Annotated in this window: 13 protein-coding genes; 9 read left to right on the top strand and 4 right to left on the bottom strand. The window is 64.4% G+C overall.

The window, feature by feature from the left end; all coding sequences use genetic code 11:
* Window positions 1-34: 34 nt before the first annotated feature.
* From AC0MRV_RS19565 to AC0MRV_RS19595, 7 genes are all read left to right on the top strand, one after another.
* Window positions 35-1,231 carry an alginate export family protein gene (locus AC0MRV_RS19565; RefSeq protein WP_472766201.1) on the top strand — a complete coding sequence of 399 codons (1,197 nt, stop codon included), beginning with the start codon at window positions 35-37 and terminating at the stop codon, window positions 1,229-1,231.
* Window positions 1,232-1,389: 158 nt separating this feature from the next.
* Window positions 1,390-3,150 carry a NirA family protein gene (locus AC0MRV_RS19570; RefSeq protein WP_472766202.1) on the top strand — a complete coding sequence of 587 codons (1,761 nt, stop codon included), beginning with the start codon at window positions 1,390-1,392 and terminating at the stop codon, window positions 3,148-3,150.
* 8 nt (window positions 3,151-3,158) lie between these two features.
* Window positions 3,159-4,853, top strand: a complete 1,695-nt coding sequence (locus AC0MRV_RS19575) for a sulfite reductase subunit alpha (RefSeq protein WP_472766203.1) — start codon at window positions 3,159-3,161, stop codon at window positions 4,851-4,853.
* A gap of 54 nt (window positions 4,854-4,907) precedes the next feature.
* Window positions 4,908-6,395: a DmsC/YnfH family molybdoenzyme membrane anchor subunit gene (locus AC0MRV_RS19580; protein WP_472766204.1), complete on the top strand. Its 1,488-nt coding sequence runs from the start codon at window positions 4,908-4,910 to the stop codon at window positions 6,393-6,395.
* On the top strand, window positions 6,392-8,662 hold the full coding sequence (locus AC0MRV_RS19585) for a molybdopterin oxidoreductase family protein (RefSeq protein ID WP_472766205.1): 2,271 nt from the start codon (window positions 6,392-6,394) through the stop codon (window positions 8,660-8,662). The genes AC0MRV_RS19580 and AC0MRV_RS19585 overlap by 4 nt, the downstream gene beginning before the upstream one ends.
* Before the next feature lie 82 nt (window positions 8,663-8,744).
* On the top strand, window positions 8,745-10,607 hold the full coding sequence (locus AC0MRV_RS19590; RefSeq protein ID WP_472766206.1) for a methyl-accepting chemotaxis protein: 1,863 nt from the start codon (window positions 8,745-8,747) through the stop codon (window positions 10,605-10,607).
* A 101-nt stretch (window positions 10,608-10,708) separates the two neighbouring features.
* A complete protein-coding gene (locus AC0MRV_RS19595; protein ID WP_472766207.1) occupies window positions 10,709-12,040 on the top strand; it encodes an alkaline phosphatase family protein in 1,332 nt (443 codons plus the stop codon).
* Window positions 12,041-12,206: 166 nt separating this feature from the next.
* Here the strand turns inward: AC0MRV_RS19595 and recJ are convergent, their stop codons facing one another.
* The 3 genes from recJ to yajC form a co-directional block, all read right to left on the bottom strand.
* On the bottom strand, window positions 12,207-13,865 hold the full coding sequence (recJ, locus tag AC0MRV_RS19600) for a single-stranded-DNA-specific exonuclease RecJ (RefSeq protein WP_472766208.1): 1,659 nt from the start codon (window positions 13,863-13,865) through the stop codon (window positions 12,207-12,209).
* A gap of 83 nt (window positions 13,866-13,948) precedes the next feature.
* Window positions 13,949-16,504, bottom strand: coding sequence for a protein translocase subunit SecD (gene secD / locus AC0MRV_RS19605; RefSeq protein WP_472766209.1), 2,556 nt, complete (start codon window positions 16,502-16,504; stop codon window positions 13,949-13,951).
* Window positions 16,505-16,642: 138 nt separating this feature from the next.
* Window positions 16,643-16,954, bottom strand: a complete 312-nt coding sequence (gene yajC, locus AC0MRV_RS19610; protein ID WP_472766210.1) for a preprotein translocase subunit YajC — start codon at window positions 16,952-16,954, stop codon at window positions 16,643-16,645.
* A 101-nt stretch (window positions 16,955-17,055) separates the two neighbouring features.
* Here yajC and speA point away from each other — a divergent pair, with 101 nt between their 5' ends.
* Entirely contained in the window at window positions 17,056-19,005 is a 1,950-nt protein-coding gene (speA, locus tag AC0MRV_RS19615; protein WP_472766211.1) for a biosynthetic arginine decarboxylase, read from the top strand.
* A gap of 384 nt (window positions 19,006-19,389) precedes the next feature.
* The gene (locus AC0MRV_RS19620; RefSeq protein WP_472766212.1) at window positions 19,390-19,644 is read left to right on the top strand and encodes a glutaredoxin family protein; all 255 of its coding nucleotides are present in this window, start codon (window positions 19,390-19,392) and stop codon (window positions 19,642-19,644) included.
* Window positions 19,645-19,864: 220 nt separating this feature from the next.
* Here the strand turns inward: AC0MRV_RS19620 and hrpB are convergent, their stop codons facing one another.
* Complete coding sequence (gene hrpB, locus AC0MRV_RS19625; RefSeq protein ID WP_472766213.1) at window positions 19,865-22,447, bottom strand: ATP-dependent helicase HrpB; 2,583 nt, start codon at window positions 22,445-22,447, stop codon at window positions 19,865-19,867.
* Between the last annotated feature and the right edge of the window lie 56 nt (window positions 22,448-22,503).

Consider the following 22,503-nt stretch of genomic DNA (forward strand, 5'->3'; position numbering starts at 1 on the left):
CGACCCGATCCTGCACCGTCAAAATCTGCCTATCATGACCAAGTTGTGTCCAAAAATCTCGCTGGGCGGCCTCGCCGCCTGCGTGTTCGCCGCCTCCGCGGCCACTGCCGCCTCGACGCTCGACGAGGTGTTTTCCGAGGGGAAAGTCTCCCTCAACTCACGTCTCCGCTTCGAATATGGCGACCAACCGGGCGTCGCCGATTCCAACGCCCTCACCTTCCGCAACCGCCTCGGCTTCACCTCCGGCAAGTTCAACGGCTGGTATTTCATGATGGAGGGCGAAGACGTCCACGCTTTCGATTCCGACAGCTACAACCAAGCCGGCCTCAACCCCGGCGGCGCCGGCCAGGTCGTGATCGCCGACATCGAGGGCACCGAGGTCAATCAGGCCTTCTTTGGCTATGCCGGCGACTCCGTATCCGGCAAACTGGGACGCCAGCGCATTGTCCTCGACAACGTGCGTTTCATCGGCGACGTCGGCTGGCGCCAGGACCAGCAGACCTACGACGCCTTCACGATCAGTGGCAAGCCGACCCCCGAGCTCACCCTTTCCTATGGCTACCTGTGGCAGATCAACCGCATCTTCAGTGATGTCCGCGACTTCGAGTCCGACAGCCATATCGTGAACGCCGGCTTCAAGCTCGGTGGCGGCACGCTCTCCGGCTACGCCTACCTGCTCGATTTCGACAACGCCGCCGCGAACTCCAGCGCCACCTACGGCGCCAGCTACAGCGGCGCGGTGAAGATCGATGACACCACCTCGGTGCTCTACCGCATCGAAGCCGCCTCCCAGTCCGACTACGGCAACAGCCCCTTCAACTACACCGCCACCTACTACGTCGGTGAACTCGGGGCCAAGTTCGGCAAAATCACCGCCAAGGTCGGCTACGAAGTGCTCGGCAGCGACAACGGCCAGGGCTTCAAGACGCCGCTCGCCACGCTCCACGCCTTCAACGGCTTCGCCGACCTTTTCCTCGGCACGCCCGGCACGGGTCTCGAAGACCTCTATGTGAGCGTCGGCGGCCCGGTCGCCGGCTTTAACCTCACCGCCTTCTACCACGACTTCTCCGCCGAGTCCGGCGGCGCCGACTACGGCACCGAATTCGACTTCGTCGTGGCCAAAAAATTCGCCAACCGCTTCACCGCGATCGCGAAATACGCCGACTTCAACAGCGACGGTTTCGCCCGCGACACCCAGCGCATCAGCTTCGAAGTCAACTTCGCCTACTGAGCCGTAGGCGCTGTCTAGCCTGCACCGGCGCCCACGGCCCATTCGGTCGTGGGCGCCAAGGCAAACGACACATCCTGTTCATCATTTCGAGCGATTTCATTCGTTGCGTTAATTGCCCAAAGCGAGGCCACGGCACTGCCACTGCTCAACTCCATCCCGTGAACACATCCCTGCCCACGCCGCCGACCGATGGCTTCACCGCCGAACAGAAGGAATACCTCCAAGGTTTCCTCGCCGGCGCCATCGCTTCGGGCCAGTTCGCCGCCTCAACCGACCTAGGCCGCCCGCTTGCGGGCGCTCCCGCGGCATCGGACCCGGCTACCGAAACGGTTTACGGCACCCCCATCGAGGACCTCTGCAAACCCGAGCTCATCAAGCGTGAGCTCAACGGCCTCGACGTGTGGGACCGCCTCGTCGCCCACGCCAACGGCAACCAATTCCCCGACGAAGCCGACTGCTTCCGTTTCAAGTTCTACGGCCTCTTCCACGTCGCCCCCGCCCAAAACAGCTTCATGTGCCGCCTGCGCATTCCCGCCGGCATTCTGACCAGCACCCAGCTGCGGGGTCTCGCCGACCTCGCCGACGACCTTGGCAACGGCCGCCTCGACATCACCACACGCAACAATATCCAACTCCGCGAGTTCGCGCCGAAGGACATCGTCAACGTCCTCACCCGCGTGCAGGACCTCGGCCTCACCTCCAAGGGTTCCGGCGCCGACAACATCCGCAACATCACCGCCACCCCCACCGCCGGCTTCGATCGCGACGAACTCCTCGACGTGCGCCCCTACGCCAAGGCACTGCACCACACCATTCTCAACCAACGCGACCTCTACGGCCTGCCCCGCAAATTCAACATCGCCTTCGACGGCGGCGGCTCCATCTCCGCCGCCGCCGACACCAACGACATCGGCTTCTTCGCCGTCCGCGTGGGCGAAGGTCACGCGGACATCGAACCTGGCATCTACTTTCGCGTTCAGCTCGGCGGCATCACCGGCCACCAGGATTTCGCCCGCGACACCGGCCTCTTGATCAAGCCCGACCAAGCCGTCCCTCTCGCCGTGGCCATGGTCCGCGTCTTCGTCGAGAACGGCGACCGCACCAACCGCAAAAAGGCCCGCCTTAAATACCTGCTCGAAAAATGGGGTGACGAAAAATTCGTCGAGGAGAGCGCCAAGCGCGTCGCCTTCCCGCTCCAGCGCCTGCCGCTCGAGGCCTGCGCACCGCGCAAGCCCGTGCTCAAGCATGGCCACCTCGGCACCTACCGCCAGGCCCAGCGTGGCCTCAACTACATTGGTCCGGTTGTGCCCGTCGGTCAGCTCGCATCGTGGCAGGCCCGCCGCGTCGCCGATCTCGCCGATCATTTCGGCCAGGGCGAGATTCGCCTCACCGTCTGGCAAAACTTCCTCATCCCGCACATCCACGACGCCTTCGTCGCCAGCGTGGAGACCAGCCTCGAGCGCATGGGCCTCACCACCAAGGCTTCCACCTGCGCCGGCTGCGTCATCGCCTGCACCGGCAACCAGGGCTGCAAATACGCCGCCGCCGACACCAAGGGCCACGCCGTGACCCTCATGAAGCACCTGCGCAGTCGCCTCGAGGAGCTCGCCTTCCCCGTCAATATCCACCTCACCGGCTGCGCCCACTCCTGCGCCCAGCACTACTGCGGCGATCTCGGCGGCATCGCCACCAAACTCAAGGACGGCCGCGAGGGTTACCACATCGTGCTCGGCGGCGGCATGGACCAGGAGCAGGGCATCGCCCGCGAAATCTTCAAGGGCGTCGGCCACGACGAGCTCCCCGCCCTCTTCGATCGCATCCTCAATACGTATCAGACTTCCCACGACAGCGGCGAAACCTTCGTTCAATGGACCCGCCGCCACAGCGTGGGCGAACTTCAGGAGCTCTTTTCCGCATGAACCCGACCGTGCCCTTCGTTCCCGACAGCGCCCCCTTCACGCCCGCCCAACGCGCCTGGCTCAACGGTTTCTTTGCCGGCGCCTTCTCCCGCGCGCCGTTGGATCAAGCCACCGCGGCCGCGCCCGCCGCAGCACCGCTGACCATTCTCTGGGGCTCCCAAACCGGCACCGCCGAGTCCCTCGCCAAGCAGGCCGCCAAGAGCGCAACCGCCAAAGGCTTCGCGCCGACGATTGTGGACATGGCCAACGCGTCACCTGCCGAACTGGCCCAACATCAGAACGTGCTCGTCATCACCAGCACCTACGGAGACGGCGAGCCACCGGACAACGCCAAGTCGCTGCACGACGCGGTGCTGGCCGACGGTGCGCCGGCCTTGCCCGCCAGCTTGCGCTACAGCGTCTGCGCCCTCGGCGACACCAACTACGAACTCTTTTGCCAGTGCGGCAAAAACTTCGACGACGCCTTCGCCAAACTGGGGGCCACCCGCATCGCCGATCGCGTCGATTGTGACGTCGACTATGATGACGCCTTCGCGGCTTGGCTCGACACCTCGCTCTCCGCTCTGGGCGCAGCCGGGGTTCCCGCCGCTGAGCTCACACCGGCGGCGGCTGAAACCACCACACCGACCTACGGGAAGAAGAACCCGTTTCCCGCCCCGGTGCTGACGGTGCGCAACCTCAATGGCGCGGGCTCGGCCAAGGAAGTGAACCACGTCGAGTTTTCCCTCGCCGGCAGTGGCCTCACCTACGAAGCCGGCGATGCGCTCGCCGTCATTCCGCAAAACTGCCCCGCACTAGTCGCCGCCGTCCTCACCGCCCTCGGCTGTGATGGCGAAGAGGCGGTCAACACGCCCACCGGGGAGTTGCCACTGCGCACCGCGCTCACCACCGCCTACGACCTCGGCAAGCCCACCAAGGCCTTGCTCGAGACGCTCGGCCTCACCGCTACCGATACAATCCTCGACGTCCTCGATGCCCTCACCGCGGCTGCTCCGGACTCAATCGAAAATCTAAAATCCCAAATCAAAAATCCCGCCTTCCTCCGGAAGCTGTCCCCTCGTCTCTATTCCATTTCCTCCAGCCCCCATGCCCACCCCGACCAAGTCCATCTCACCGTCGGCGCCGTCCGCTACGAGTCCGGCGGTCGCACGCGCAAAGGTGTTTGCTCCACCTTCCTTGCCGAACGCGCCCTGGCCGCTGGCACGGCTGGCGTCTTCGTTCACACGAACAAGGCCTTCCGCCCACCGTCCGATCCGACCAAACCCATGATCATGGTCGGCCCGGGCACCGGCATCGCGCCGTTCCGGGCCTTCCTCGAAGACCGCGCCGCCACCGGTGCCACCGGACGCAACTGGCTCTTCTTCGGCGACCAACACGCCGCGACTGACTACCTTTACGCAGACCAGATCAAGGCTTGGCAGGACACCGGTGTGCTCGCCCGCGTCGACACCGCCTTTTCCCGCGACCAAGCCCAGAAAGTCTACGTGCAGGACCGCATGCGCGAAGCCGGCGCCGAGCTCTGGCAATGGCTCGAGGACGGCGCGCACTTCTACGTCTGCGGCGACGCCAAACGCATGGCCAAGGATGTCGACGCCGCGCTGCACGACATTGTCGCCGCCCATGGCGGCAAGACCGCTGAGGAAGCCGGCGCTTTCGTCAACGACCTCAAGGCCGCCAAGCGTTACGCCCGCGACGTCTACTGACCCCACCCGCGTCGCGTTCCCCATTCACTTTTCCCTCTCATTTCTCCCTCCGAATTGATCGCTCCGGGCAAACCTCACTTGTTGGCGCTGGTCGACGAACTCCTGGCCGAGCAGCAAACGCTGCAGACGCCGGTCGCGCGTTTTTCGCGCGTGCATGAGTCCGCGACCCTGCCCGACCTCGAGCCGGTTTACCGCGATCTCATTCCCCTCACCGCCCCCGGTCCGGGCGAACAATACGCCTTCGAGGTCGACCTCGACTCCTGCTCCGGCTGCAAGGCCTGCGTGGCCGGATGCCACTCGCTGAACGGACTCGACGACGATGAAACCTGGCGCGACGTCGGCCACCTCATCGGCGGCGACGAAGCTCACCCCTTCCAGCAGACCATCACCTCGGCCTGCCACCACTGCGCCGATCCTGGGTGCCTCACCGGTTGCCCCGTGCTCGCCTACGACAAGGATCCGATCACCGGCATCGTGCGGCACCTCGACGACCAATGCATCGGCTGCAGCTACTGCATTCTGAAGTGCCCGTATGACGTGCCCAAATACAACGAGCGCCTCGGGATTGTCCGCAAATGCGACATGTGCCACGGCCGCCTCTCCGAGGGTGAGGCCCCCGCCTGCGTGCAGGCCTGCCCCACCCGCGCGATCAAAATCGTGAAGGTCGCCATCGACCTCAACGGCTCCCGCCCCCGCGTCGATACGTCGGACTTCCTCGCCGCCGCCCCGGATCCGGACTTCACCCGCCCCACCACGCGCTACGTCAGCCGCCGCACCTTGCCCGACAACCTGCGACCCGCCGATGCCGCCACGCCGCAAGTGCAACCGGCCCACCTCCCGCTGGTTGTTCTCCTCGTCGCCACGCAGGTCGCGCTCGGGTTCAGTTTCGCCGCGCCGTTCGCAGCGTCACCCTGGATCGGATACGCCGCCCTCGGTCTCGCGGCCATCGGCCTCTTGGCCAGTGTCGTCCACCTGGGTCGCCCCTTGCGCGCCTGGCGCGTCTTCCTCGGCTTGGGCCGTTCCTGGCTCAGCCGTGAGGCCGTCCTCTTCGGTCTGTGGTTCCCCCTGCTCGCCGCCACCACGCTCTTCCCCGCGCAGGTGCCGGCGCTGCCCGCCGCGCTCATCGGCACGATCGCGGTCTTCTGCTCGGCCATGATCTACATCGACACGCCCCGTCGCTTCTGGCGCGCGCCCGCCACGGCCATCCGCATGGGCGGCACCGTCGCCGTCGCCGCCACCTTGCCTGGACTCCCCCTGCTGGCCGCCGCGCTGCTGCTCGCGAAAGGTGTCTTTGAACACCGACAACGCCGCCAAGCCACCCCCTCCGCCCACCTCCTCCGCACCCAACTCGCCCCAGTTTTCACCGCCCGCTTCCTCCTCTTAATCAGCGCTTTCGGTGCCATTGTAACCTATTGGGTTACAAACTTACTGGCCGTGGGTTTGGTTGCGGCGGTGGCTTGGTTGAGCGGTGAGCTATTGGAGCGCTACCTTTATTTCCGCGCGGTCGACGCCGCCAAGATGCCGGGGGTGGCCGCGTCATGAATCCGGCGCTGCAGCAGATTCTCCGCCCGCTCGAAGGGCCGACCACCGCCGAATTGGTGCAGCAACCCGGGCAATTTGGCCTCGGCCGCGTGCCGGCAAAGGTCGCGCCCGCCGCCACGGTGCGCTCCATCTGTGGCTTTTGCGCCACCGGCTGCGGACTCAAGGTGCACCTCGACCGCGACGGCGCCGCGATCAACCTCACCCCGGACACCGCCTACCCGGTCAATCTCGGCATGGCCTGTCCCAAGGGTTGGGAAGCGCTCACCCCCCTGCAGGCGAACGACCGCGCGACCACGCCGCTGCTGCGCGATCCGTCGAGCGGCACCTTGCGCCCCACCGATTGGTCGACCGCGCTGAGCACCTTCGTGGAACGCATGAGCGGCGTGCAGGAACGACACGGGCAACACAGCATCGCCTTTCTTTCCACCGGCCAGATCCCCACCGAGGAAATGGCCCTGCTCGGCGCGCTGTTCAAGTTCGGAATGGGCGGTCTGCACGCCGACAGCAATACGCGGCAATGCATGGCCACGGCCCACACCGCCTACAAACAGGCCTTCGGTTTCGACGCCCCGCCCTACACCTACGCCGATTTTGAGCACAGCGACGTGTTGGTCTTCGTCGGCGCCAACCCGGCCATTGCCCACCCCATCATGTGGCAGCGCGTGATGCGCAACCCCCACTCCCCGCGCATCGTCGTCATCGACCCCCGGCGCACCGAGACCGCGATGGCGGCGAGCGATCACTACGCGGTCCAACCCAAGAGCGACCTCTGGCTGCTCCACGGCGTCCTGCACGAATTGATCGCCCGCGGCTGGATCGATCGCGACTTCGTCGATGCGCACACCTCCGGTTACGAGGACCTGGTGGAGTTCATCGTGCACTACGCCCCCGAGCGCTGCGCCGTGGAATGCGGCATTCCGGCCGAACGTATTCGCGAACTGGCTACACTGATTCATCGAGGCAAGGCGGTGTCGTTCTGGTGGACGATGGGTGTCAATCAGGGTCACCAGTCGACCCGCCTGACCCAGGCCCTGATCAACCTCGCTTTGGTCACCGGCAACATCGGTCGCCCGGGCACCGGGGCCAACTCCATCACCGGCCAGTGCAACGCCATGGGCTCGCGCCTCTTTGGCAACACCACCTCGCTCTTCGGTGGTCGCAGTTTCGAGAACCCGGACCACCGCCGCGGGGTCGCCGCCGAACTCGGCATTCCGGCGACGACCATTCCGGACCGCCCTTCGATGGCCTACGACCAAATCATCGACGGCATCGAAACCGGCACGATCCGCGGACTCTGGGTCATTGCCACCAACCCCGCCCATTCGTGGATCAATCAGGGCCGCTTCGCCCGCCTGCGCGAGAAACTCGATTTCCTCGTGGTGCAGGACATGTATGCGACCACCGAGACGGCCCGCATGGCCGACCTCGTGCTGCCCGCCGCCGGCTGGGGCGAGAAAGACGGCACCTTCATCAACTCCGAGCGCCGCATCGGTGTCGTCCGTAAAGTCGCCCGCGCCCCCGGCCAGGCCCTGGCGGATTTCTCCATCTTTAAACTCATCGCCGAGGCCTGGGGCTGCGGGGCGATGTTTGAAGCATGGTCGACGCCGGAGGCGACCTTTCAGTCGCTGGCTCGCTTAACGCGCGGCCAACCCTGCGACATCTCCGGCATCACCTCCTACGACATGTTGCAGCAGGCCGGCGGCATTCAATGGCCGTTCCCTGCCACGGCCAATGCGCAACCACCCCGCAACTCCAGCAGTCGGCGCATCGCCGCGGTCGCCCCCGAGCCCGAGCACCCGTGCCCGCAGGAGCGTCGGCTCTTCGCCGACGGTCACTTCTTCACGACCGATGGTCGCGCCCGGTTGATCTTCGAGGCACCGACGAAGCCACCCGAGGCGCCCTGTGCCGATTACCCCCTGTGGCTGAACACCGGGCGCGGATCCTCCGCCCAATGGCACACCGGCACCCGCACCAACAAGAGTGAAGTGCTCAATCGCCTTGCGCCTCGCCAGCTTCACGTCGAACTCAACCCATCCGACGCCGCGCGTCTGGGGGTCGCCGATGGCGCCCTCGTCACCGTGGCCTCGCGGCGCGACCGGCTAACGGCCCGGGCCTTGCTCACTCCCACTGTCGCCGCCGGTCAGGTCTTTTTGCCCATGCACTTTGCGACGGTGAACCGGTTGACCTATCCCGCCTTTGACCCGCATTCGCGGCAGCCCAGCTACAAAGCCTGCGCCGTCCACGTGTCGCCGGCGCCCGCCACTTAGCCAAAGTTCATCTTAAGTCCGCTCGAATCGGGCCGATTCGACTCAGGTGGCGGTGCCCAGGTTTGCCGTCCCTCCCAATCCCATGAGTTCGGCCCAAACCAATCGACTGCGATTTACCCTCGTGATCATTGCCTGCGCAATGGTGCCGGTATTGGCCACCAATGCTTTCATCGCGCAGGCGCGCTACCAAGAGGAGCGTCACCGGGCCGAAACCGCACTCGAGCAAACCGCCCGTTCACGCCACGGCGTGCTGGACCTTTTCCTTCACGAACAAATCGCCGCCGTCACCAGCCTCGCCAGCGATGACCGCGTCCGTGACGCCCTCCTCAACGGCGCTGACCCGGCTCCGGCGCTCGATGCCATTCGCACCTTGCAGGAAGCCCATTGGGGCCCAAGTCATCACATCTTCGTGACCGACGAAAAGGGGCATGTCGTGCTCAGTCCCGGCCATCGCGAGACGGGAAGTTCGCACTCCGGACAGGATCTCTCCGGAAACACGTTCTTGGGCCAAGGCCAACGTGAGCCCATCGTCACCGACTTCCACGCCTTCGCCGAAAAGGACCATAATCACCAACTCTCGATCGCCCCGGTCATCGACGACGCGGGCAAACTTCGCGGTCAGGTCGTGATGGAAATCAGCATCGATTTCATCACCGCCATGCTCAACCGCGGCCTCAAGTTCGGCGAGTCCGGTCGGCTCTATCTCGCCGACCTCAACGGCAACGAAATCACGCACGAGCGTCTCGACCCACAGCCCAAGCTTTCCCGCGAAACGCTTGCTCTCGCCAAGTCACGCGAACACACCGTCGGTCACTTCACCACCCCACAAGGCCAGACCGTCGTGGGCAGCTACCTCAAGCACCCCGATTTCCCCTGGTTTCTTGCCGCCGAAATCGACGAGGCCGAAGCCTTGGCCCCGGCGCAGGCCGCCCTGCAGCGCAGCTTTCTCGTGGCCGCCATCGCCCTCGCGGTCACCGCGATCGGACTTTTGGTGTCCGTCAATCGCATCATCGGCTTCTTCATCATCCGCCCCCTCGCCAGCACTTTCGCCGGCGTGACCGACAGCGTGTCCGTGCTCAAGGACCACGTGCGCATGATGTCCTCCAATGGCGTGCAACTCGCGAGCAGTTCCTCGGCTCAGGCCTCCATCCTCATGGATACGGTTGCCGCCGTGCAGGACCTCGCCAACAAAACCAAGGAGAACGCGACCAGCGCCGCCGAGCTCACCACCATCGCCTCCACCGCCCGCCAGTCGAGTGAAGCCGGCCAAGGCGAAACCCAGGACATGCTCGATCGGGTCCAAAGCCTCGGCCAGGCCAACGCGCAGGTGGCGGAGATCATCAAGACCATCGACGAGATCGCTTTCCAAACCAACCTTCTCGCCCTCAACGCCGCCGTCGAGGCCGCTCGCGCCGGTGAGGCCGGCGCCGGGTTCGCCGTCGTCGCCGAGGAGGTCCGCAGCCTCGCCCACCGCAGCGCCCAGGCCGCCCGCGAAACCGCGGATAAAATCGAAGCCTCCAAGGCCAACATGAGTCAGGGCGAGACGGCATCCCGCCACGTCAGCGACCGGCTCAATGAAATCCTCGGCCACGTCACCCAAGTGGATGAGTTTTCCTCCCGCATTGCTCACGCCACCGGCGAACAGGACAACAGCATCCGCCACGTGAACTCCACCATGGGCCGTCTCGAAACCATCGCCGGCCAAAACGCCGCCGCCGCCGAAGAGACGGCCGCCGCCTCGACTGAAATTCTCCAGGAAGCCAACGAACTCGAGTCGCGCGTGAAGAAACTCCTGTCGCAGTTCGGCTACCACGCCAGCTCGCCCCAGGATCTGCCCGCGGCGGCCACCGCCACGCCCAAGCGCACCGCCAACGCCGCCACGCCCAGCACCGCGAAAGAGAAAGCCGCGGCTGACTACTTCGCCACCAACGTCGAGTTGTTCTGACGCAGTCCCGCTGAGGCCGCCGCGTGCCCCGCTCCGCGCCGCAGCTCAAATGTCACGGGCGGCGCATTGCCAAGTCAGGTCCACTTGCCCACCGTCCGCGCATGCTGCGACGCCCTCTCATGCGCCTGCTCATCCTCGCCGTTCACGGCGCTCTCGCCACCGCCGCCGTGGTGGCCGCGCCGACCGTCATCCTCGTCTCCATCGACGGCGCCCGCTGGGACTACCCCGAGCTGCACGACGCGCCCTTTCTGCGCGAGCTGGCCACCACCGGCGTCCGCGCCGCCCACCTGCGGCCCAGTTATCCGTCCAAAACCTTTCCCAATCACTACACCCTCGTGACGGGGCTGCGGCCGGAGTCGCACGGCATCGTGCAAAACCGTTTCTTCGATGCGGACTTCAACGCCTGGTTCGGCATCGGTCCCCACCCCGCCAAACGGGAAGGCCGCTGGTGGGGCGGCGAACCCATCTGGCTCACCGCGCAACGCCAAGGGCTGCGCACCGCCTCGCTCTTCTGGCCCGGCGCCTCGGCCGACATTCACGGACAACACCCGACCACCTGGTTGCCTTTCAGCGGGAAAATGACTCCGACGGAGCGTGTGGCCCAGGTGCTCGAGTGGATCGATTTGCCGCCCGAAGAACGGCCGCAGTTCATCGCTTTGTATTTTGATCGCGTCGACAGCGCCGGCCACCGCCACGGACCGACCGCTCCTGAAACCCGAGCCGCCCTGCGGGACATCGACGCCGCCCTCCGCAGTCTGCGCGAGGCCCTGCTCGAGCGCGACGTGTGGGCAGACACCACACTCGTCGTGACGGCGGATCACGGCATGACCGACGTTGCCCCGGACAACCTCATCGTGCTCGACGAGCTGATCGATCTCGACGCCGTCGACGTCGTGTTCTCCGGTGCCGCCGGAGGCCTGAAGGTGAAACCACCCGCCGACACCACCGCGCTCGTCGGACAACTCTTCGTCCACCCACACCTGCACGCCTACGCTCGAGCCGACGTGCCGGAACGCCTGCACTACTCGTCCAACCCGCGAATCCCCGACATCGTGTTGGTGCCCGACCTCGGCTGGCACATCACCACGCGCGCGCGCCTCACGGCCGGACACCGGCCCAGTCCCGGCGACCATGGCTACGACCCCATCGAGCCGGACATGGGCGCGCTCTTCCTCGCCACGGGTCCCGGACTCGAACCCGGCCTGCTCCTGCCGCCCGTCGACAACGTGCACGTGTATCCATTTCTTTGTGATGTGCTCGGCATTGAGCCCGCGCCCAACGACGGCGATCATCGCCTGAGGCAGGCCTTCCGCAACCGGCGCGGTCTGGAGACCATGCCGATGACGTTCGAACCGATTGAGCCGCAAGCCGCGAACGACCGAAAGCGGGCGCAAACGCCTGGCCCACATCCTACGGTCGATTCTGCATGGTAGGCTGCCCGCTTGCGCGGCGCTACCTCGCCTCTCGGCCCTCCGCCCCAAAAACCGCCCCATCGAAAGCGGGCGCAAGCGCCTCGCCTAAAGTGTGTTGATCGAGCCGTTCATGGAGACGGCCGACTTCCTCGCCCGCCGAAGCGGGCTGGCATCACCTTGGATCGGCCTACTCCACCCGCGCTTCGCGCCAATCCACGAGCTCCAGCTGCAACAGCTTGCGATCGTTGAAGTGGTTCCACCGCAGGTGCACCGCGAGATCGAGCGGCGTCCGCGCCGGCGGCAGACGGTCGGCCATCTTCCAGGCCACGCCGAACAAACGACGGCCGCGCGAGTCCTCGAAGCTGAAGCGGAAGTGCTGCCCCTTGAAGACATCCGGACGCTGGCGCAGCGCAATCCCACGCAGGCCAAACACGGGCTCGGGATTGCCCTGCCCGAACGGATGCAACGCATCCAATTCATCCATGAGCTTCACCCCGATCTGCTCAGGTTGAATCCAGGCCGAGATCGGCAACTCGCGCTCCTCGATTTCGCCGCCCACGTGCGCCTGCACGGCCGCGGCAAAGGTGCGGCGAAAGTTTTCCAGCTGCTCCTTGGGCACCGCCACGCCAACCGCCATGGGATGACCGCCCCAACTGCCGAGATGCTGATCACAGTCGGCCAGAACCTCGACGAGGTTGATGCCATCGACACTGCGCCCCGAGCCCTTGGCTTGCTCGCCTTCGTTGCCGAGCACGACGCAGGGGCGGTTGTATTTGCGCGAGACCCGACCGGCCACGATGCCGACCACGCCCGGATGCCAACCATCCGCATACAGCACGATGCCGGGTGAATCGGCGTAGAGCGTCTCGATCATCTCCTCCGCTTCGGTCGTGATCTGGCGCTCGATGTCCTGCCGTTCGCGATTGAAGGCGTCGAGTTGCTCGGCGGTTTGGATGCAGAAACGCGTGTCCTCACTCAACATGAGCTCCACCGAAAGCGCGGCATCGGCGAGCCGGCCGCTGGCGTTGATGCGCGGTCCGAGCCGGAAGGAAATGTCGACCGGGTTGATCCCCTGCTCCGGACGCACGCCGGCCACCTGCATGAGCGCGCGGATGCCCGGGCGGTTGGCGCCCTGCAGGATGCGCAGCCCGTAGCGGGCCATGAGACGATTCTCGCCGGTGAGCGGCACGAGGTCAGCCACCGTGCCCATCGCGACGAGGTCCAAATAATCCCGCAACTTGATGCGGTAGGCGACCGGATGGTTCTCGTTGCGCAGGCGCTTGAGCAGACCGTGGGCGAGTTTGAAAACCAGACCGACTGTGCAGAGGTGGCGCCAGGCAGCGTCATCATCGCCTGGATACACGTGCGGATTGATCAGCGTGGCCGACGCCACCGCACCCTCTTTTTCCCGGTGATGGTCGATGATGATGACGTCGATGCCCCGCTCCTGCAGGAAGGCGACTTCATCCTGCGAATTGGTGCCACAGTCGAGCGCGACAAACAGGTGCGGACGGCCGTCCTCCAAGGCGCGCTCGATGGCACTCACGGAGAGGCCGTAACCATCCTCCATGCGCCGCGGCACGATGAAGCGCGGATTCAGGCCGAAGCGACGCAGCAGGCTGACGAGCAGCGTCGTGCTGCTGACGCCATCGACGTCGTAGTCGCCGAGCACGACGATGTCCTCGCGGTTGGCGATGGCCATCGCGAGACGCTCGGTCGCGGCATCGAGATTGGCGAGGAGGAAGGGGTCACCGAGCTCGGCGAGCGCCGGGCGCAGAAATTTCTGCACCGCGGCGTCATCGACGATTTCACGGCGCCACAACAGCTCCGCGAGCACCGGACTCACGCCGGCGCTCCTACTCAGCGCCCCGACCTCTTCAGCCGGGGGCGGCGTGTAGGTCCAGCGCATCGAATGCTTGGTCGGTCAGCTTACTCCGATGCGCGGCTCGAACCCGTCCACTCGTAGGTCGGTTTCACGTCCTGGTGACGCTCCACATGCTTACGGTCACCCTTGTGATACCAGTAGAAGATCGGGCTCGCGATGAAGATGGAGGAGAAGGTGCCGGTGATGACACCGACCAGGAAGGTGAAGGCCAGGTCGTTGATGACACCACCGCCCCAGACAAACAGGGCGAGCGACGCCAGGAAGGTCGTGGCGCTGGTGAGCAACGAGCGGGTGAAGACGCGGTTGATGGCGGTGTTGACGACGTCGCGCAGCTTCATGTCCGGGTTGGCCTTCAGCTCCTCGCGAATGCGGTCGAACACGACGATGGTGTCGTTGATCGAGTAACCGGCGATGAGGAGGATGGCCGCCACCATCGGAGCGGTGAACTGGCGGTCGAACAGCACGAAGATGCCGACGGTCATGAGGATGTCGTGCACCGTCGAGGTGACCGCGCCGAGACCGAAGCCGAACTCAAAGCGGAAGGCGACGTAGAGCAGGATGCCCACGATCGCGAGACCGAGCGACATCAAGGCGTTCCACTGAATCTCCGCACCGATGGACGGACCGATGGAAGACTGGCCAATGGACTCAAAACCTGCGCCCGGGAAGGCCGCTTGGAGCTCCGGCAGCACCTCGTCGCCATGGCCGACCGGAACCTGCACCTGCAGGGTCTCGTTCTCGCCATCGAAGTCGGTCTGGAAGATCGGATTCACTTCGCCGATGCCGGTGCCCTCGAGGGTATCGCGCACGTCGGCGGTGGTGAAGGCCGCGCGGTCGGTGAAGGTGAGGGTCACCTGGTCACCACCCACAAAGTCGATACCGTAGATCCGGTGCCCCTTGTAGGCCACCATGCCAATGCCGACCAAGACGATGAGCCAGGAGACCGCAAAGGCCGGGCGGGCGAACTTGAGGTAGTCGAAGGTGGGAACCTTCGACGGCAGCATCATCGGGAACTTCTTGATGATGTCGCCCTCGATGAAGAACTCGAGGAGGAGCTTCGTCACGATGAGCGCGCAGAACACGGTGGAGAACACACCGATGGTGAGCGTGACACCGAAGCCCTGCACCGGACCGGTGCCGAAGGCGATCATCAGCGAGGACGTGATGAGCGTGGTGATGTTGGCGTCGAGAATGGTGGAGAGCACCTTTTCGTGGCCGGCGAGGAAGGCCGCCTTGAGCGATTTGCCGGCGGTCAACTCTTCGCGGATACGCTCGAAGATGAGAATGTTGGAGTCCACCGCCATACCGACGGTGAGCACGATACCGGCGACGCCCGGCAGCGTGATGGTCGCGCCGATACTGGCGAGGGCGCCGAGCACGATGAGCAAGTTGACCGCGAGGCTGAGCACCGCGAACAGACCGCCGATCGTGTAAACACCGACCATGAACAGCGCGACCAGGATGACCGCGATTTCGGAGGCATCGACACCGGACTGAATGGCGTCGGCGGCGAGCGACGGACCCACCTCGTTCTGCTCGCGGATGATGAGCTCCACGTCGAGCGGGTTGTTCAGCACGTTGGCGAGGTCGATGGCCTCACGCTGGGTGAAAGAACCGGTGATCTCGGCCGAGCCGCCGTTGATGCGCTGCGAGACGCGCGGGGCGGAGTAAAGTTTGCCGTCGAGCACGATGGCGAGCAGGCCGCCCTGCTGCGACTCCTGCGCGATCGTGCCGGTGACCTCGGCGAAGCGCTCGGCGCCTTCGTCGGTGAAACGCAGATTGATTTTGAAACGGCCAAACTCGTCGGTCGTGGCGAAGGCCACATCGATCGACTCACCGGTCATTTCCGGGAGACGCTTCACGAAGTAAGGCACATCCTGCATGGTGCCATCGCGGGCTTCGCGCTCCTCGACCAGAATCTCGTAGCCGGGAGGCGTCTGACTGGCCGGAGTCTCAAGCGGCGACATGAACGGATGCACGCGGCGGAAGTCGAGGCGCGCCGGCTTCTTGACGTTTTCGACCACCTCGGGGTTGTCCTTGGTGCTGACATTCGGCAGCTGCACCTCGATGCGGTTCGTGCCGACCGGACGGATGATCGGCTCGGCGACGCCGAACTGATTCACGCGCTCGCCGATGATTTCGATGGCCTTGGAGAGGTTCTCCTCGCGTTCGTATTCGGAGACATCCCCGGCGACGCCATCATCGGCGACTTCGAGCATGAACGAGACACCGCCCTTGAGGTCGAGACCGAGCTGGAGTTTGCCCTTCGACTGCTTGAGCAGGTGGTCGAGCAGGATGGCGTTGCGCTTGTCGATGTTGTGCAACGACGCCTCCAGCCGCACTTGCGGGAAGTATTGGGTGAGGTCGATGCGTTGTTCGGAACCGATTTGCTTGAGCGCGACGAACACACTGGCGGCTTGGCCGGATTCGGCCCGCTCACGAGCCTGCGCCATGAGGGCGTTGAACTCGCTGGGACGATCCTGAACCTGGTCGACAATGTAGTCGTTGAACTCGGTGTCTTGGAGCGGAAGGATCGAGGAGACGGCCCATGCGCAGATGAACGTCGTCAGCGCGATCTTCCAGAGGTTGCGTTTGAACATTGGTGTTTTGGGTTTGTTGAAAAGGGGGTCGCCGGGACGAGAGGCGGGCGGTGGCTCAGCGCAGTTCTATCCACGACTTCAACGCGACGAGGCGTTGCGAAAGGGGGTTACACGGAGAATCGGAGACGGGGGCGAAACTTACTGGTCGGTCTTCTTCAACACCTGGGTGACGAAGGTCTTGCCGAGCTCCAGCTTGGTGTCGTCCGCGGAGCGGATGACCAGGCGATCTTCCTTTACCGCCACGATGGTCGCGATGACGCCACCGTTGGTGATGATCTCGTCGCCCTTGGACAATTCTTTGACCAATTTTTCGTGCTCTTTCTGCTTCTTGCGTTGCGGCGCGATCATGAGAAACCACATCGCCGCGAAAAGCAGGACATAGAACATGATCATAACGCCGCCGTTGCCGCCGGGGGCGGATTGGGCGAGAAGAGGGAAAAACGAGGTCATTTTCGTCGTTGCGTGTTGCTAGTTTGAAAAGAAGAAACGGGCATCTAACCGTTCTCGAAGTTCAAAAAGCAAGCCAGTAAACCCACCTCCCCTTTTACCCGTTGAAGACCGACTCCGTCTCCTCTTGGTCCACCGCTCAATCCGAAGATTTCTACGGATTCAAACGCTGGGGTTCCGGCCACTTCAGCGTCGATGAGACCGGCAACGTCGCGGTGAGCCCACTGGCCGATGGCCGCAATGTCCTCATCAAGGACGTCATCGACGAAGCGGTCGAGATGGGGCTCAAGGCCCCGTTCGTCATCCGCTTCCAGGATTTGCTCCGTCATCGCGTCCAGCAGCTCAATCAACTCTTTCGCAAAGCGATTGCTGAAGAGGACTACGATGGACGCTACCGCGGCGTGTTTCCCATCAAGGTCAACCAGCTGCGCGAAGTCGTGGAAGAGATCGTGGATGCGGGCGAGGAGTTCGATTACGGTCTCGAGGCCGGTTCGAAGCCCGAGCTCATGATTGCGCTCGCCATGCACGAGGGGCCCAACCGCCTCATCATCTGCAACGGTTACAAGGACCAGGACTACATCCGCATCGCCCTGCTCGGCCGCAAACTTGGCAAACAGATCGTGCTCGTCGTCGAACAGCTCAGCGAACTCGACCACATCATCGAGCTTGCCCAGGAGACCGGCGTGGAACCGCTCATCGGGTTCCGCGCCAAGCTGCTCACCCGCGGCGAGGGCAAGTGGGCCACCTCCACTGGCGACAACGCCAAGTTCGGCCTCAACACGGCCGAAATCCTCTTTGCCGCCGAGAAGCTGCGCAAAGCCAAGCTCACCCACTGCCTGCGCCTCCTGCATTTCCACATCGGCTCGCAGGTGCCCAACATCCTCACCATCAAGAACGCCGTCGTGGAGGCATCCCGCTTCTACTGCCAGCTCGTGAAAATGGGCTTCCCCATGGGCCTGCTCGACGTCGGTGGCGGCCTCGGCATCGACTACGATGGGTCGCGCACGAACTTCGAGAGTTCGATGAACTACTCGATGGCGGAATACGCCCGCGACGTCGTCGCCAATGTGCGCGACATCTGCACCGACATGGGGGTGGATGTGCCCGACATCGTCTCGGAATCCGGCCGCGCCGTCGTGGCCCCCCACTCCCTGCTCGTGCTCGAGGTATTCGAACGTATCAACAAACGTGAGACGCTCGGCGTGAAGCAGCGCCCCAAGCGCAAACACAAGGTCGTGCGCGCGCTCGAAGCCTTGGCCAAAAACAAGTCCGAGCTCGGCCGCCTCGAACGCTTCCACGACGCCGTGCAGCGCAAGGAGGAGGCCTTCTCGCTCTTCAACCTCGGTTACCTCGATCTCGAAAACCGCGCCGCCGCCGAGTCGCTCTATTGGCAAATCTGCGAGGAGATCGCCTCGGAAAACACCGAGTCCGGCTACACGCCCGAGGAGCTGCACGAGCTCTCCTCCGTGCTCGCCGACCAATATGTCTGCAATTTTTCGGTCTTTCAATCGCTGCTCGACCACTGGGCCCTCGGTCAGCTCTTCCCCGTCGCCCCGCTGCATCGGCTCGACGAGGAACCGTCGGTCAATGCCATCCTGGTCGACATCACCTGCGACTCCGACGGCAAGATCTCCCACTTCATCGATTTGGAGGACACCAAGGATCACCTCCGGCTGCACCCGCTCAACGACCAGCCCTACTACCTCGGCGTGTTCCTGACCGGCGCCTATCAGGACATCATGGGCGACCTGCACAACCTCTTCGGCCGCGTGAACGAGCTGCACGTCTTCCTCGAGGAGGACGAAGAGAACGGCTTCTACATCGAGGAGACGCTCCAAGGCTCACGCATCCGCGATGTCGTCGCCGGCGTGCAATACCAGCACACCGACCTCTGCCGCCGCGTAAAGCACCAGATCGACGCCGCCACCAAGCGCGACGAGATCAAACCCCGCGAGGGCGTGCGCTGGCTCGAGTTCTACGAGGAGATGCTCGAAACAAAGACCTACCTGCGCATCGACCACGCCCCGAAAAAGAAGCGCCGCACCAAGCGCTAAGTCGGCAAGGCTCTCCCCCGCGCGGCGGTCACACCGACATTCCTGTCTGTGTCTCTGCCTCGCGGCCGAAGACCATGCCGTCACCGTGCAACGCACCGTCGCGAGACCGCCTGCGCTACCTCCAGGCTACCCCATTCCGACCTTACACAGACATTTCAATCGGAGCCCCCTGCTTACCAGTCGGCCCCCGGCCTCGCCGACCGGCTAACTTCGCAAGCCTCAACTGGGCGATCTCCCCCAAGTTCAATTAGGCCCAATACTACCCAATATCAGCAACGCTTCCGTCCAAATTTAGAATCAATTAGCTCGGTCTCTAATTTCGCAGAACGATGGCAGTATCGTTGAGAGAATCACCGCACGGTTTATCAAAAGAAGTCCGTCGTCATGCCTCGCAAAAATCGCCCCATTCTGTTCGTCGGACCCGGCAGCTCGAGTTGCTTGGAATCGATCCGTCTTCTGAGCCAGGAGCAGGTGGATTATGAACAACATGATGTGTCACGCGACGACGAGGCGCGCACCCGGCTCATTCGCCGCACCGGACGCTGTCAGGTGCCCACCCTGATCTGGGGCCGCGACGTGATTGCCGGCTTTCGGGATTGGGAACTGCGCCGCTTCGTCGACTCGCACCGCGCGGGCTGACTCAGGTCGGGTTGGGCGCAACGGCAGGCAGCCTTGGCCACAGTGGCAGCCGCTGCTCGAAACAAGCGCCCGGCTCAACCCTCGTCAGATGGAGCGAAGGGCCACGGTTGACACGGATAAGCACGGATCTGCGCGCCACATCGTATCCGTGAAAATCAGTGAAGTCCCCGGCTGCAGAACGAACCTCACGGCATGGAAACAGAATATCCCCAATTCGGCCTCAAGGCCACGGGTGCTTGGGATAGCGCCGCGACAACTCCGGCCGGATCTTGTTAGGGTAAAGGTCCTCCCAAAATGCCTTCAGATCGTCGGTCACCTGAATCGGTCGCTGGTTGGGCGCGAGCACTTCGAAACGCACCGGCACCCGCCCGTGGCCGAGGGCGAAGGTCGATTTGATCTCCACCAACTCCTGCACCCGCGCGCTCAGGATCGGCGGACCTTCCTCGGCGTAGCGGATGCGCGCCCGCCGTCCGTTCGCCATCTCGATCCGCTCCGGCAAATAGTCGTCCAACACCGCCAACTGCTCCTGCCGCAACCATTGCTGCAGCACCGGCATCACCGGTTTGTCCTTCAACTCGCGCGCACCGAAACTCCCCAGACAAATCTGCTCAACCAGGATCGCACGATCCTCCGGCGTGATAGGGCTCACCTCCAGCTCCGGGAACCACTCGGCGAGGCGATTCACCCGCACGATCCAACGGTCCACCACCTCGGTCCATTCGCCGAGCTTGATCCGCCCCGCCATGACCTCGCGCGCGAGGATCTCCGCCGCCTCGCTTTCCGGCGGGGTCTCCGCGGTCAGTTTGCTCTCCAGCACCAGATCACGGAAGCGCCGCTCCCGTTTCACCACCACCCGCCGCGTCGACTCGTCGTAAACCGTCGGCATCGCTTCCACGAAGTGCTCCGGAAAGAGTTCATTCAACCACGCTTCCTCGACCGCCGTCGCGAGCGAGAGCAACACGTTCACTTCCCCGCCCCGGCCTTCGATTTCGCTGATCTCTGCTGCGACCAACAACTCGGCATCGGCCAGGATGGATTCACGCGCCAGCACCCCGCGCCGTCCGTGCACCAGTTCACAGCGCAGGGTCGCGCGATCGAGCCGCTTGGCCAACTGATCCGAAAAGCCCGCCAGCACACACTTGCACACATCGTCAGCACTGCCGCGGTCGTCGCCGATGAGCAGACCTTCCTTTTCCGCGATCGACAGGAACTGCTGCAACAAGGGCCCCACCTGCCGCGCCCCCTGCGCGTGGATGCCGAGCCGCTTGCAGGCATCCAGCTGGTAGCGCTGCTCGTGCGCAAACTGCCACGCGCGCATGAGCTGAAAAAAGTCACTGCCGCGTTCGTCGCCCAAGGTGTCTTCGCGCGCCCGCTCCACTTCCCGGGGCACGCCCCGCAGCAAAAAGTTTCGCCCCTGAGTGAGCGCCGCCATCAGGGCCACACTGCGCACGCAACCGCGCGCCTCGGCCTCGATCATCATGCGCGCATAGCGTGGGTGCAGCGGGAAACGCAGCATCTTCTTGCCGATCGGCGTGATCGCGCCGTCGCCGCCGAAACGAATCGCGCCCAAATCCGCCAGCAACTGCTCCGCCCGCGCCAACGCTTTGGGCTCCGGTTTCTCCAACCACGGGAAACTCCCCACCTCATTGATCCCGGCCGCCTTCAAGGTCAGCACCACCTCCGCCAAATCCAATCGATGCACCTCCGGCAATTCCTGCGCCGGCCGGTCGGCGTGTTCGCGCTCACTCCACAGGCGCAGGCATACGCCCGGCGCCGTCCGCCCCGCGCGGCCGGCTCGCTGGTCGGCACTTGCCCGCGAGATCTTCTCGATCAGCAAGGTGTTGATCCCGCGATGCGCGTCGAAACGCGCCATCCGCGCCAGCCCGGCGTCCACCACCGCGGTCACCCCTTCGATGGTGAGCGAGGTTTCCGCCACGTTGGTGGACACGATGATCTTGCGCCGCGCCGAGCGCGACACCGCCGCGTCCTGCCGCTCCGGGGGCAACTCGCCATGCAAGGGAAACACCTCGAAATCACGCAGCGCACGATCCGCTTCGACCGCCGCCACGGTGCGACTGATCTCATACGCGCCCGGCATGAAGACCAACAGGTCGCCGTCGTTCCGCGCGGCGACTTCGGCGCAGGCGCGCGCCGCGACCTCCCACACCGGCTCCCGGTCAAAGTTGGGCGAGCGTGGCAGGTAGCGGATCTCCACCGGATGCGTGCGTCCGGCCGATTCGAGGAGCTCGCACGGTGCGAGATAATCCCGCAGGCGACCGGTTTCGAGCGTCGCCGACATCACGATGATCTTCAGGTCCGGCCGCGTTTCGCGCTGAATCTGCAAGGCCCGCGCCAGCGTGATGTCGCCGTAAAGGTGGCGTTCGTGAAACTCGTCGAAAATGAGCACGCTCACCCCCTTCAATCGGGCGTCGAACGACATCTGCCGCAGCACCACGCCTTCGGTGACAAACTTGATCTTCGTGCGCGCCGAGCTCCGGCCCTCCATGCGTATTTGGTATCCCACGACACCACCCAGTTCGTCGCCCTCCTCGGCCGCCACGCGCCGCGCCAGCAGGCGGGCGGCGAGCCTTCGCGGCTGGAGCACGATCGCCTCCCCTGTATCCAAAAACCCGTGACAAAGGAGCATGCGCGGCACCTGCGTCGACTTGCCCGAGCCGGTCGGCGCGCGCAGCAACAGACGACCGTGGTCGCGCAAGGTGCGCACCAGTGCGGTTTCCAGTTCGTAGATCGGCAGTGAGGAAGGCGACGCGTCCAAGACCGCCACGCTCGGGGAGCCCCGCACGATTTCAAGCCTAGGGTGTGCCAAACGCAGGCGTGAACAACGCACAAGTTATTCAC

Origin of the sequence: Actomonas spartinae (assembly GCF_051209155.1) — a bacterium.
Classification (GTDB): Bacteria; Verrucomicrobiota; Verrucomicrobiia; order Opitutales; family Opitutaceae; genus Actomonas.

Excerpts from the sequence above, each read along its gene's own strand:
- AC0MRV_RS19565 (WP_472766201.1), top strand. The coding sequence starts at position 35 with ATGACCAAGTTGTGTCCAAAAATCTCGCTGGGCGGCCTCGCCGCCTGC.
- AC0MRV_RS19585 (WP_472766205.1), top strand. The coding sequence starts at position 6,392 with ATGAATCCGGCGCTGCAGCAGATTCTCCGCCCGCTCGAAGGGCCGACC.
- AC0MRV_RS19590 (WP_472766206.1), top strand. The coding sequence starts at position 8,745 with ATGAGTTCGGCCCAAACCAATCGACTGCGATTTACCCTCGTGATCATT.
- AC0MRV_RS19595 (WP_472766207.1), top strand. The coding sequence starts at position 10,709 with ATGCTGCGACGCCCTCTCATGCGCCTGCTCATCCTCGCCGTTCACGGC.
- secD (WP_472766209.1), bottom strand. The coding sequence starts at position 16,504 with ATGTTCAAACGCAACCTCTGGAAGATCGCGCTGACGACGTTCATCTGC.
- yajC (WP_472766210.1), bottom strand. The coding sequence starts at position 16,954 with ATGACCTCGTTTTTCCCTCTTCTCGCCCAATCCGCCCCCGGCGGCAAC.
- AC0MRV_RS19620 (WP_472766212.1), top strand. The coding sequence starts at position 19,390 with ATGCCTCGCAAAAATCGCCCCATTCTGTTCGTCGGACCCGGCAGCTCG.